This window comes from Sandarakinorhabdus sp. AAP62 (assembly GCF_000331225.1).
In the GTDB taxonomy this organism is placed as follows: Bacteria; Pseudomonadota; Alphaproteobacteria; order Sphingomonadales; family Sphingomonadaceae; genus Sandarakinorhabdus.
The window spans coordinates 509,294-521,945 of sequence record NZ_ANFY01000007.1; the positions used below are offsets into that span (position 1 = coordinate 509,294).

Here is a 12,652-nt window from a genome sequence, read left to right on the forward strand (position 1 = left end):
CATGAGCGGGCTTTGAGGCTTCAGCGGGACAGCAGAATCAACGGCGGAACAGCGCCTCGCCCTGCTCCAGCGCGGTGCCGGGCGTGGTCGAAACCGGGGTTTCCGGCGCATTGGCCGCCGCGTGGCGTTCGGCCTGCAGCTGGTTGATCAGCGCGGCGCGATCGGCTTCCACCTTCTCCGGATCCACGGTCGTGTCGATACCGGCCTTCTTGGCAGCAGCGGCCACCAGCGCATCCATTTCGCGCTGGCTGGTCAGGCCCAGGGTCACCGGATCACGCGCCTGCAGGTTGGCGTAATTCCAGTGGCTCTTGTCGCGGATGGCGGCGATCGTTGTCTTGGTGGTGCCGATCAGCTTGGAAATCTGGCCGTCGGTGATTTCCGGGTGATTCTTGATGATCCACAAGATGCCATCCGGCTTGTCCTGGCGCTTGGAAACCGGCGTGTAGCGCGGGCCGGACGTGCGGCGCGCCTGTTCCGGCATCCGCGAAATCTTGATGGCATAGTCCGGGTTGGCTTCGCCCTTGTCCAGCTCTTCGCGGGTCAATTCGCCAGCGCGGATCGGATCGCGACCCTTCAGCTTGGTGGCGGCGGTATCATCGGCGATGGCCTGGATTTCCAGAATGTGGAGCCCGCAGAAATCGGCGATCTGCGAAAAGGTCAGCGCGCTGTTGTCCACCAGCCAGGCGGCGGTGGCATGCTGCATCAGGGGCAGGGTGGTGGCCATAGGGGGCTTCCTTCTCGAACATGAAAACAGCCGCCCCTTGGGGGACGGCTGGACGCACCGGCTTGTAATGGAGCCACGCCTGTGGCGCAAGGGCAGGTGATGATGCCTTCTGCCGCCCAACTGGCCGCCCTTGATGCGGCCGATCCGCTTTCCCACGCCCGCGACCGCTTCCGGTTGCCACCGGGCGTCGTCTATCTCGACGGCAACTCGTTGGGGCCATTGCCCGCCGCCCTGCCGGATCGCCTGGCGCAGACGGTGGCGGGCGAGTGGGGCGAGGGCCTGATCCGCAGCTGGAACGATGCCGGCTGGATCGATCTGCCGGTCACGCTAGGTGCCGCCATCGCGCCGATCGTCGGCGCCGAGCCGGAATCGGTGGTCGCCTGCGATTCGGTCAGCCTCAACCTGTTCAAGCTGGCCAGCGCCGCGCTGGCAATGCGCCCCGGCCGTCGCACGATCCTGATGGAAGCCAGCGATTTCCCCACCGATGCCTATGTGATGCAGGGCCTGGCGCAGCTGGCGGGTGCGAAGCTGAAGCGGGTGCCGCGGGCCGAATTGGGGGCGGCGCTCGATGATGATGTCGGGCTGCTGCTGCTGACCCACGCACATTATGTCACCTCGCAAGTGCACGACATGGCCGCGATGAGTGCTGCCGCCCACGCCGCTGGCGCGCTGACCTTGTGGGATCTGTCGCATTCCGCCGGCGCGCTTGTGGTCAATCTCGATGCCGACGGCGCCGATTTCGCCGTCGGCTGCGGCTACAAGTTCCTCAACGGCGGCCCCGGCGCGCCGGCCTTCGCCTATCTGGCCCGCCGCCACTGGGACGCGGCGCTGCCGGCGCTGACCGGCTGGATGGGCCACGCCGCCCCGTTCGATTTCGCGGCCGACTATGCACCTGCATCAGGCGCACGCCGCCTGCTCACCGGCACCCCGCCGATCCTCGCCATGCGCGCGCTGGAAGCCGGGGTGGCGACGTTCGACGGCATCGATCTGGCGCAGGCCGAGGCCAAATCCCGCCACCTCGTTCAGCTGTTCGCGGCGGGCGCCGCGACGCTGCCCGGCGTCACCGTGGACGCACCTCCTGCTGGCCGCCACGGTGCCCATGTCATCATCCGCCATCCGGAAGCCCGTCGCGTGATGAGCGCCCTGATCGCCCGCGGCGTCATCGGCGACATGCGTCCGCCCGACGCCATGCGCTTCGGCTTCCCGGCGCTCACCACGCGTTTTGCCGATGTGGGCCTGGCGCTGGAAACCCTGCGCGCGGTGCTGACCAGCGGCGAATGGCAGGAAGAGCGTTTCGCGCCAAAGGGTATGGTCAGCTGACCGCCAGCACGATCTTGCCCACATGCGCGCCGGCCTCCATCCGCTGATGCGCCGCGCCGGCTTCGGCGAGCGGAAACACCCTATCCGTCACCGGCGTCAGCCGCCCCGCCTCGAACGCCGGCCAGATCACGCCTTCCAGCGTTTCGGCGATCGCCGTCTTGAAGGCGACGGGGCGCGGGCGCAGCATCGAACCGGTCAGCACCAGCCGCTTGCGCATGACAAGCGCCAGATTCACCTCGGCGGTCGGCCCGCGCTGGAAGGCGATGCTCACATGGCGGCCATCGTCGGCCATGCAGGCGATGTTCTTCGGCACATAATCGCCGCCCACCATGTCGAGCACGAGATCGACGCCCTTGCCGCCGGTCAGCGCCAGCACCTCGGCCGAAAAATCCTGCGTCTTGTAATTGATCGCGTGCGCCGCACCATGTGCCACAGCCGCCGCGCATTTTTCATCGCTGCCGCAGGTGGCAATCGCCGTCAGCCCGACTTCCCTGGCCAATTGCAGCGCGGTGATGCCGATGCCGCTGGTGCCGCCGTGGATCAGGATCGTCTCGCCCGGCCGCGCCCGGCCACGGTCCATCACGTTGGACCAGACGGTGAACCAGGTTTCCGGCAAGCCAGCGGCGTCCGTCATCGCCATGCCGGCCGGCACCGGCAGGCACTGGCCGGCTGGTGCGACGCAATATTCGGCATAGCCGCCGCCCGCCACCAGCGCGCACACCGCGTCTCCAGGCCGCCAGCGCGCCACATCTTCGCCCGCCGCCACCACGGTACCGGAAATTTCCAGGCCCATGATGGTGGGCGTGCCGGGCGGCATCGGATAGAGGCCCAGCCTTTGCAGCACATCGGGCCGGTTCACGCCGGCCGCCGCCACCTTCACCAGCACTTCGCCCGGCCCGGGCTGCGGCACGGGGCGGGAGACGGGCTGCAACACCTCCGGCCCTCCCGGGGCGGCGGGGTCGATGGCGGTCATGGTGCTGGGGATGGTCATGCACCGGATATTGACTCAGGCCAGCGCGCGGTCAACCGTTGGACCATGTTCGACGAAGCCGACCTGCCCAAGAAGAAGAGTGACAGCCTTGCCGATCTGGCGCGGGAAGACCTCGATCGCCTCTCCATCGCCGATCTCGACGAGCGCATCGCTGGCCTCGAAGCCGAGCTGGCGCGCACCAGGGCCAAGCGCGAGGGTGCCGCGCAATTCCGTGCCGCTGCCGACAGCCTGTTCAAGAAATGACCACCGCACTTGGCACCCATGATTTCGTTGCCGACCCCCGCAACGAAACGATCCTGATCAATGTGGACGGCCAGTTGCTGCCGCGCGCCCAGGCGATGGTGAGCGTGTTTGATTCGGGCTTCATGCTGGGCGACGGCGTGTGGGAAGGCCTGCGCGTCCACGCTGGCCGCATCGCCTTCCTGGATCAGCACCTCGACCGGCTGTGGGAAGGCGCCAAGGCCATCTTCATGGATATCGGCATCAGCCGCGCGGAGCTGGAGCAGCGGATCTACGCCACCATCGACGCCAATCAGATGACCGCCTGCCACATCCGCCTGATGGTGACGCGCGGCCTGCGCTCGACGCCCTATCAGGATCCGCGCGTCGTGGTCTCACCCGCCACCATCGTCATCATCGCCGAGCACAAGGACCCGCTGCCCTCGACCATCGAGAAGGGCATCCGCCTCGCCACCGTCCACGTCCGCCGCGGCCATCCCGATGTGCAGGACCCCAAGTTGAACAGTCATTCGAAGCTCAATTGCATCACCGCCTGCATCCAGGCGACGCAGGCCGGGGCGGACGAGGCGTTGATGCTTGATCCGCACGGCTTTGTCGCGACCTGCAACTCCACCCACTTCTTCATCGTGAAGCGGAACCGGAAGGGCCAGGAGGAGGTGTGGACCTCCACCGGCGATTATTGCCTGGCCGGCATCACGCGCGGCAACGTCATCGCGCTGTGCGAGGACAATGGCATCCCCGTCTTCCAGAAGAATTTCTCGCTCACCGATGTCTATTCGGCCAGCGAAGCCTTCGTCACCGGCACCTTCGCCGGCGTCGTGCCGGTCACCAGCATCGATGGCCGCAAATTGACCGATGCGCGCGGGCCGATGGTGGAACGGCTGCAGGGGCTTTACCGCGCGCTCATTGAAGCGGACGTGGCGGCGCGCGGGCGGCCATGACCGTTCGCATCGCCATGTGGTCGGGGCCGCGCAACCTCTCGACCGCGATGATGCGCAGCTTTGGCGCGCGCGGTGATTGCCATGTCAGCGACGAGCCTTTCTATGGCGCCTATCTGAAGCAGACCGGCGATGATCACCCGATGGCGGACGCGGTGATCGCCGCCATGGACTGCGACTGGCACAGCGTCACCGATGCGCTGTCCGGCCCGTGCGCGCAGCCGGTCTGGTATCAGAAGCACATGGTGCACCACATGGTCGGGCCGGTGCAGATGCATGACCTCAAAGGCTTCAAGCACGCCTTTCTGATCCGCTCACCGGAACGGGTGATCGCCTCCTACGCCGAAAAGCGCGAGGTGGTGACGGCGGAAGGGCTGGGTTTTGCGAAGCAACGCGCCTGGTTCGAGGCCGAAGCGGACCGGCTGGGCCACGCGCCGCCGGTGGTCGATTCGGCCGATGTGCTGGCCGATCCCGCCGGCACGCTGTCGCGCCTGTGTGCGGCGCTGGACATCGGCTGGGATGCCGCCATGCTGCACTGGCCGCCCGGCCCGCGCGACACCGATGGCGTGTGGGCGCCGCACTGGTACAACAGGGTGCTGGCCTCCACCGGCTTCGAGGGCGAGGAAGGGCCGTTGCCGGAACTGGCGGGCGAGGCGGCGCGGGTGGGCGACGAATGCCAGCCGCACTATGCCTTCATGGCCGCCCACAGGCTGTAACCCCAAATCAAAAGCGACAGGTTGCCTGTGGTTGACGCGCGCGTAATCTGCGTGGCGGTCCGATTTTGGGGAGACACCCGGTGAATTTCGATTTTTCCGACGAAGCCAAGGAACTCGGCGAACAGGCGCGCAAACTGCTCGCGGAAAAGGCCGGCACTGGCCCGGCGCGCAAGGCCATGGCTGATGGCGCGCCGGCCATGGACGCCGGCCTGTGGAAGGAGATCAGCGAACTGGGCTGGACCGCTGCGCGCGTGCCGGAAGCCCATGGCGGGCTGGGCCTCTCCGTCGAGGAAGTCGCCCAGCTGGCCGAAGCCGCCGGTGGCAGCCTTGCCACCGTGCCGCTCGTTTCCACCCTGCTCGCCACTGAAGCGCTGGTGCTGGCCGGCACGGAGGCCCAGCAGGCCAAGTGGCTGCCCGGCATCGCCAGCGGTGAGGTGATCGCCACCGTCGCCTGGAGCGAGCCGGGCGCGGTCAACCCCGCCAACGTCAAGACCGTGGCCAAGGGCGGTGCGCTCTCCGGCGTGAAGCAGCCGGTAGCCGATCTGCCCGTGGCCCATGTCGCCATCGTGGCGGCAGCCGGTGCCGATGGCCCGCAGCTGTACATCGTCGATCTGAAGGGGGCCGACACGGCTACCGTGGAAACCGTCGATCTCGTCCGCCGCCATGGCAAGCTGACGCTGAACAACACGCCGGCCGAAGCGCTGGGCGATGCTGGCGATTATCAGGACTGGCTCGACCGCGCCGCCATCATCCTCGCCTATGAGGCCATTGGCACCGCCCAGGCCGCCATGGCGATGAGCGTCGATTACGCCAAGACCCGCGTCGCCTTCGGCCAGAAGATCGGCCGTTACCAGTCGGTCAAGCACAAGTGTGCCGACATGTACATCAAGCTGGAACTGGCCCGCGCCCATGCCCTGCACGGCGTGGCCATGATCGGCACCAACGGCGCCGAACTGCGCCAGGCCGCCGCCGCTGCCCGCGTCGCCAGCCTGGATGCGCTGGCCTTCTGCGCGGAAGAAAATGTGCAGCTGCACGGCGGGATCGGCTTCACCTGGGAAAGCGATTGCCAATTCTATTACCGCCGCAACCGGGCGCTGGTCGCCGCGCTCGGCCCGCGCGGCTGGTGGGCAGATCGGCTGGTGCGCGCGCTGGAACAACGCAACCGCGCCGCAGCGTGACGAAATGCGCCTCGACAGGCTTGGCCGTCGAGGGTGAAACAGACTTCGGGAGACGAACCATGGATTTCAACGACACCCCGCAGGAAGCCGAATATCGCGCCACGGTGCGCGCCTGGCTGGAAGACAATGCCAGCGAATATCGCGACCCGCCGGCCGAAAGCTGGAAACTGCCGGAATTCATCGCGCGATCGAAGGCCTGGCAGGCCAAGAAGCACGCCGCCGGCTATACCGGCATCACCTGGCCCAAGATGTTCGGCGGCCAGGGCCTGACGCCGATGCACAGCATCATCTATGGCCAGGAAGAAGGCCGCTGGCATGTGCCGCAGGGCCTTTATTCCATCGGCCTTGGCATGTGCATCCCCACCGTCTTCACCCACGGCAACCCGGAGGTGATCCAGCGCTATGTGCCCAAGGCGCTGCTGGGCGAGGAAGTCTGGTGCCAGCTCTTCTCCGAACCGGCGGCGGGTTCCGATCTTGCCGGCATCCGCACCAAGGCGGTGAAGGATGGCGATGAATGGGTGATCGACGGCCAGAAAGTGTGGACCAGCTTCGCCCACGCCTCCGATTTCGGCATTGTCGTCTGCCGCACCGATCCGAACATGCCCAAGCACAAGGGCCTCACCATGTTCATCGTGAACATGAAGGCACCGGGCGTGACGGTGAAGGGCATCAAGCAGATGTCCGGCGGCAGCGATTTCAACGAAGTGTTTTTCGATGGCGTGCGGGTGCAGGATTCGCACCGCCTCGGCGAGGTCGGCAACGGCTGGAAGGTGGCGCTCACCACGCTGATGCACGAGCGTCTCGCCGTTGGCGGCAAGCCGCGGTACGCGCCCGGCTATGAAACGCTGATGAAGCTGGCCAAGGGCGTGGAAGCGCCGGACGGCAGCCCGGCCATCGGCGCCAGCGACGTGCGCCAGAAGATCGCCCAGACCTATATCAACGATCAGGGCATCAAGCTCACCCAGATGCGCGCGCTCTCCGCCCTGTCCAAGGGCCAGGTGCCGGGGCCGGAGCAGTCCATCTCCAAGGTGGTGGTGGCGAAAACCATGCAGGATCTGGCCAGCTTCGCGCTTGATCTGTCGGGCGGTGACGGCTTTGTGGCCGGCAGCGACGCCGATCCGGAACTGGCCAAGCTGCAGGGGAGCTACCTCGGCTCGGCTGGCCTGCGCATTGCCGGCGGCACCGACGAAATCCTGCGCAACATCATCGCGGAACGCGTGCTGGGCCTGCCCGGCGACATGCGGCCGGACAAGGACACGCCGTTCAACCAGGCCGTGCCGGTTTGATCGGCAGACTATTGCAAGGGGGGCGCTGGCCGGCTGGCCGGCGCCCCTTTTCGCGTCAGCTGACCGGGCAGCCTTCCGGCACCGGCGCCAGGCTCAGTTCCGCCTTGGCCTTTAGCAGATCGGCCTTGTAATCGGCGGTGTCCTCGATCTGCTGATAGAGCGCAGTGGCAAGCAGGCGGCCGTTCGTCACATCCGACGCCCAGTGCACGCGGCAGGCGATGCGCAGATCGCCGGTGGCCTTGCCGAACTTCAGCAGCGCGGCGCTGCGTTCCGGCCGCGCGTCCGACAGGATCAGGCCCCACAGCCAGCCCACCGCCGCATGGCCCGACGGATAGGCGAAACCGAGCGCCTTGCCGCCGTCCTTCGCGGCATCCGGGTCGCAGGCCTTGCCGTTATCGGTGCTGAACGGGCGCGGACGCTTGTAATAATCCTTGGCCAGGAACACGGCGCGGCCCAGATCGGTGCCGGCGCGGCGCAGCAGCGTCATGGTGGCCGGCGTCGTCTGCGGGGTTAGGTTGGCGCCCAGCGCACAGCTCACCGCCTTCACGAAACTCGGGCTGGTCACGCTCAGCTGGCCGATGGCGCTCTGCCACAGCGGCCCGCCAATGCCGCGCTTGCTCTGGCGATAGAGGAATTTGTCGGCCTGATCATCAGTGCTGCCGGCTTCGGGCGGCGGCGGCAACAGGCGCATCAGCGCCAGCGGCGGCCGGTCGGCGACATAGCCCGGCGCCGGCGCGGCAGCGGGCGCGGTCATTGTAGGCTGGGCCGCCAGCGGCGTGGGAATCAGCAAAAGGGCAGTCAGCATCAGGCGCATTTCGGTGTCTCCACGATTGAAGATCATCATGGCGCGCCGTTGCCCGGCTGGCCAGAGGTTCGCAAACATCACTGCGACATTACAAACATGTGGCACTGGGCCGTTTGCCCCTTGATATCTGCCTGCACCGGGCAGACATTGGCTGCAGGCCCTCCATACGGCCGGGCCGGCCAACGGCGCTCCTTTCCCCCGAACGGCGCGCCACGGAGATGTTGATGCCCTCGTTCACCCGCGAACTTGAAAAGACCCTGCACAACGCGCTGGCCGAAGCCGCGCGCCGCACCCACGAATATGCCACGCTCGAACATCTCTTGCTGGCGCTCACCACCGATACCCACGCCGCCCAGGTCATGAAGGCCTGCAATGTCGATCTTGAGGAACTGCAGGGCCAGCTGATCCGCTATCTCGATACCGAACTGCAGGCGCTCAAAGCCGATGCCAGTGTTGATCCGTCGCCCACCGCCGGGTTCCAGCGCGTGGTGCAGCGCGCCATCCTGCATGTGCAGTCGAGCGGCCGCGAGGAAGTGACTGGCGCCAACGTGCTGGTCGCGCTGTTTTCCGAACGCGAAAGCCACGCCGTGTTCTTCCTGCAGCAGCAGGACATGACGCGCCTCGATGCCGTCTCCTTCATCAGCCACGGCATTGCCAAGTCCGGCCAGTCCGAAGCCAAGCCGCCCAAGGGAACGGCCGATCGGGAAGAGCCGGAGGAAAAGCCGGCCAAGACCGAAAAGAGCGACAAGAAGGGCGGCGAAAGCGCGCTCAAGCAGTTCACCGTCAACCTCAACGAGAAGGCCAGGATCGGCAAGGTCGACCCATTGATCGGCCGCCATGCCGAGGTCGATCGCACCATCCAGATCCTGTGCCGCCGGTCCAAGAACAATCCGCTGTATGTCGGTGATCCCGGCGTCGGCAAGACGGCGATTGCCGAGGGCCTCGCGCGCAAGATCGTCGAGGGCCAGGTGCCCGATGTGCTGAAGCCCGCCGTGATCTACAGCCTCGACATGGGCGCGCTGCTCGCCGGCACCCGCTATCGCGGCGATTTCGAGGAGCGGCTGAAGAATGTCGTGAACGAGCTGGAAAAGCTGCCGCACGCCGTGCTGTTCATCGATGAGATCCACACGGTGATCGGCGCCGGTGCCACCAGCGGCGGCGCGATGGATGCCTCGAACCTGCTCAAGCCCGCGCTGTCTTCCGGCGCCATCCGCTGCATCGGTTCGACCACCTACAAGGAGTTCCGCAACCACTTCGAGAAGGACCGCGCCCTGCTGCGCCGCTTCCAGAAGATCGACGTGAACGAGCCGAGCATCGAGGATTCGATCAAGATCCTGATGGGGCTGCGGCCGTCCTATGAAGAGCATCACAAGCTTCGCTACACCGCCGATGCCATCAAGGCGGCGGTGGAGCTTTCGGCCCGTTACATCAACGATCGCAAGCTGCCGGACAAGGCCATCGACGTGATCGACGAGACCGGCGCGTCGCAGATGCTGCTGCCTGAAAGCAAGCGCAAGAAGAGCATCGGCGTGAAGGAAGTGGAAGCGGTGATCGCCACCATGGCGCGCATCCCGCCGAAGAGCGTTTCCACCGACGACAAGGCGCAGCTGCAGACGCTGGATGCCGATCTGAAGCGCGTGGTGTTCGGCCAGGATGCCGCCATCGAGAAATTGTCCAGCGCGATCAAGCTGGCGCGTGCGGGCTTGCGCGAACCCAACAAGCCGATTGGCTGCTATCTCTTCTCCGGCCCCACCGGCGTCGGCAAGACCGAAGTCGCCAAGCAGCTGGCCAGCATCCTGGGCATCCCGCTCACCCGGTTCGACATGTCGGAATATATGGAACGCCACTCGGTCAGCCGGCTGATCGGTGCGCCTCCCGGCTATGTCGGCTTCGATCAGGGCGGTCTGCTCACCGATGCCGTCGATCAGCAGCCGCACTCGGTGCTGCTGCTGGACGAGATCGAGAAGGCCCACCCCGATCTGTTCAACATCCTGTTGCAGGTCATGGACAACGGCAAATTGACCGATCACCACGGCAAGACGGTGGATTTCCGCAACATCATCCTGATCATGACGACCAACGCCGGCGCTGCCGACATGGCGCGGGAAGGCATTGGTTTCGGCGCCACCAGCCGCATCGGTGAGGATGAAGAGGCCATCAAGAAGATGTTCTCGCCGGAATTCCGCAACCGCCTCGATGCCACCGTGCCGTTCGGTTACCTGCCGCCATCGGTGGTTGCCATGGTGATCGACAAGTTCGTGCTGCAGCTGGAAATGCAGCTGGCCGATCGGGAAGTGCACATCAGCCTGACCGAAGAAGCCAAGGCCTGGCTGATCGCCCGCGGCTACGACAAGCTCTATGGTGCGCGCCCGATGGGCCGCCTCATTCAGGAGAAGATCAAGCAGCCGCTGGCCGAAGAACTGTTGTTCGGCAAGCTGGTGAACGGCGGCGAAGTGCGCGTGCACGTGAAGGACGATGATCTGTCGTTCGAGATCGTGCCGGCGATCAAGAAGCTGAAAGCGAAGAAGGCACCGAAAGCGCTGCCGGCGCCGGCCACGGAGGCCTGAGCGGTCGCATCAGTGGCCTGCCGCCGATGATGCAACCTTACCACCGATCCATCCGGCAAGCTTGAGGGCCACTGCCAGAACGAGGAGCCAGCCTAAGGCTTCTCGTTCAGCATGGCGATTCTTGGTCGGCATGTGATACAGATTGACGATGAGCATGACTCCCGCGAACAACGTCATGTTCAGGAAAAAGGCATCTAGGTGCAGTGATCGGGCTTTGGCCAGCATGGCTTCCATAGCCGGCTTGAAATAATAGGCAACGGGAATGACCGACACCCGCTCTGCGGTATGGAGCAGGCCGACCTGCGCCCTCGCGGCCTCGTTGAGCGCCAGTGTCTGGGCCGTCTGTTCCTCCGCCAGATTTTTCTGTGCATCAGCCGCGAGGCGCAGTTGCACTGCTTGAGCGAGATTGGAAAGATAATCCAGCCGCTTCGCGAGCTTCTCATGGCGCAGGCCAATGCGGTCGATGCGGTCCCAAGTCGCGCCATAGCGGCGGCGCACGAAGTCCGGGTAGGACTGGAAGCCCGGCACGCGCTTGTCGTGCAGATCCCTCACCAGCCGCGTGAAGGCGTCCACGTAGAAGCGTGAGCGGTCTACCCGGAACGACACGGTTTCGCCGTTGGCGGGAGACAGTCGGTTGAACGCGTTGAACTGATCGGTGAACGTCTTTTGCAGGGCGTCGCCATCCGTCAGATCAAGCTCCTTGCCCAGCGTTTCGCCAATGGCTTCCAGCGTGTCGCCGATCTCATTCAACGCTTTCAAATGGCGGAGCGATGCAAGCCGATAAGTACCCAGCGTGTTCAACCGTTCGATAAGCCGCCCCATCTGCCAACTGCAGACATTGTCGGCGTACATCAGATAGCGCACTGGCGGGATCGCCGGTGCGCTGTCCTTGTCGGCGAGATGGTGGGTGCCAAGTGAGGACACGTAAACCACCCGCTCATCGAGAAACAGGGAACCCATCAGTTCCGGCAGCGCCGTGTTGAAGCCGTTGAATACGCCGGCCATGGCATCCAGGATCGGCCCAGGCCTTTTGAGCTTGCTGTCGATCGTTGCCACATCACTGCCGAGCAGTGGCTCCGAAGGCAGGATGACGGACCGGAAGTCGGCGAACATTGTGCTGCCGCCAAAATCTGAACTGCCGGCTTCTGGCGGAAACAGGGCCAAGAACAGATCGTCGTTGTGCGTATCATAAAGGGCGGTTGCGGCTTCGCTGGTGGCTTCCTTCTTGCGCGAGACGGTCGCGGCGAAGCTTGGGTGCAATCTCTTGTTGTGCGCACTGAGCAATGGCCGCCACAGCTTTGCGAGGTGGGGCTTTAATTCGCCTGATACGCACGGCACGCGCACCGCGTTCGGATTGTTGAAATCATTCTCATCCTGCTTGCGGGTGAAGAGCGTCCACAGGCTGATGGTGAAATATTCGCTGTGGACGGCCATGTGCAGCCTGACCCGCATGTCCCGCCAGCCGAGCCACAGGGTAAAGCGGTCTACATCCAGCAGATTGGCCTTGATCTGCGCGGTTGCACCTCCGCTGGCGTCAAGTGAGGCCGCATGACCCATGAAGGTGAAGGGAAAGGCTTGCCCCTTCACTGGGCGTCCGATCTCCCCGTTGACGCTCAGGATCTCGATGCCGTTCCTTGCATCCAGCGACCGCTCCAGCAGCGCCTTCACCTTGCCCAGCAGCATCTGCTTGGTGGGGGCAGAACCACGCTCAGTGCCAGCATCGGCAAACCACCAGGCGCGGTGGAAATTGAGGGCTGGCAGCGGCAGCCGGGGTGGCGACAGCGGATGCGGATTATGCGCAACTATGTATTCGCCGTCCGCCGCCGCCATTGCCCGCGCTCCCCCAAGTTTCAGGCGGCAGCTTTTATTAACAAGCGCCTGAAATCA

The 12,652-nt window shown here is 65.2% G+C and carries 11 protein-coding genes; 7 read left to right on the plus strand and 4 right to left on the minus strand.

Annotated features, from left to right (window positions below; genetic code table 11):
• Positions 1–37: 37 nt before the first annotated feature.
• Positions 38–724: a DUF1013 domain-containing protein gene (locus D619_RS0108900; RefSeq protein ID WP_017668238.1), complete on the minus strand. Its 687-nt coding sequence runs from the start codon at positions 722–724 to the stop codon at positions 38–40.
• Positions 725–823: 99 nt separating this feature from the next.
• On the opposite strand from D619_RS0108900, the gene D619_RS0108905 reads away from it, so the two are divergent.
• Positions 824–2,044 carry an aminotransferase class V-fold PLP-dependent enzyme gene (locus tag D619_RS0108905; RefSeq protein WP_017668239.1) on the plus strand — a complete coding sequence of 407 codons (1,221 nt, stop codon included), beginning with the start codon at positions 824–826 and terminating at the stop codon, positions 2,042–2,044.
• Here D619_RS0108905 and D619_RS0108910 read toward each other — a convergent pair.
• Entirely contained in the window at positions 2,037–3,035 is a 999-nt protein-coding gene (locus tag D619_RS0108910) for an NAD(P)H-quinone oxidoreductase (protein ID WP_017668240.1), read from the minus strand. The two genes, D619_RS0108905 and D619_RS0108910, sit on opposite strands and share 8 nt — an antisense overlap.
• A gap of 45 nt (positions 3,036–3,080) precedes the next feature.
• On the opposite strand from D619_RS0108910, the gene D619_RS0108915 reads away from it, so the two are divergent.
• The 5 genes from D619_RS0108915 (at position 3,081) to D619_RS0108935 (ending at position 7,393) form a co-directional block, all read left to right on the plus strand.
• Positions 3,081–3,278 carry a DUF1192 domain-containing protein gene (locus tag D619_RS0108915; RefSeq protein WP_017668241.1) on the plus strand — a complete coding sequence of 66 codons (198 nt, stop codon included), beginning with the start codon at positions 3,081–3,083 and terminating at the stop codon, positions 3,276–3,278.
• Positions 3,275–4,216 carry an aminotransferase class IV gene (locus tag D619_RS0108920; RefSeq protein WP_017668242.1) on the plus strand — a complete coding sequence of 314 codons (942 nt, stop codon included), beginning with the start codon at positions 3,275–3,277 and terminating at the stop codon, positions 4,214–4,216. The genes D619_RS0108915 and D619_RS0108920 overlap by 4 nt, the downstream gene beginning before the upstream one ends.
• On the plus strand, positions 4,213–4,929 hold the full coding sequence (locus tag D619_RS0108925) for a hypothetical protein (RefSeq protein WP_017668243.1): 717 nt from the start codon (positions 4,213–4,215) through the stop codon (positions 4,927–4,929). The genes D619_RS0108920 and D619_RS0108925 overlap by 4 nt, the downstream gene beginning before the upstream one ends.
• An 80-nt stretch (positions 4,930–5,009) precedes the next feature.
• Complete coding sequence (locus tag D619_RS0108930; RefSeq protein ID WP_017668244.1) at positions 5,010–6,107, plus strand: acyl-CoA dehydrogenase family protein; 1,098 nt, start codon at positions 5,010–5,012, stop codon at positions 6,105–6,107.
• Positions 6,108–6,166: 59 nt separating this feature from the next.
• Positions 6,167–7,393, plus strand: a complete 1,227-nt coding sequence (locus tag D619_RS0108935; RefSeq protein WP_017668245.1) for an acyl-CoA dehydrogenase family protein — start codon at positions 6,167–6,169, stop codon at positions 7,391–7,393.
• Positions 7,394–7,448: 55 nt separating this feature from the next.
• On the opposite strand, the gene D619_RS16205 is transcribed toward D619_RS0108935, so the two are convergent.
• Positions 7,449–8,237 carry a phosphatase PAP2 family protein gene (locus tag D619_RS16205; RefSeq protein WP_017668246.1) on the minus strand — a complete coding sequence of 263 codons (789 nt, stop codon included), beginning with the start codon at positions 8,235–8,237 and terminating at the stop codon, positions 7,449–7,451.
• 185 nt (positions 8,238–8,422) lie between these two features.
• Between D619_RS16205 and clpA the strand changes: the two genes are divergently transcribed.
• Positions 8,423–10,765, plus strand: coding sequence for an ATP-dependent Clp protease ATP-binding subunit ClpA (gene clpA, locus D619_RS0108945; protein ID WP_026090880.1), 2,343 nt, complete (start codon positions 8,423–8,425; stop codon positions 10,763–10,765).
• 9 nt (positions 10,766–10,774) lie between these two features.
• Here the strand turns inward: clpA and D619_RS0108950 are convergent, their stop codons facing one another.
• Positions 10,775–12,595, minus strand: a complete 1,821-nt coding sequence (locus tag D619_RS0108950; RefSeq protein WP_017668248.1) for a DUF3422 family protein — start codon at positions 12,593–12,595, stop codon at positions 10,775–10,777.
• Between the last annotated feature and the right edge of the window lie 57 nt (positions 12,596–12,652).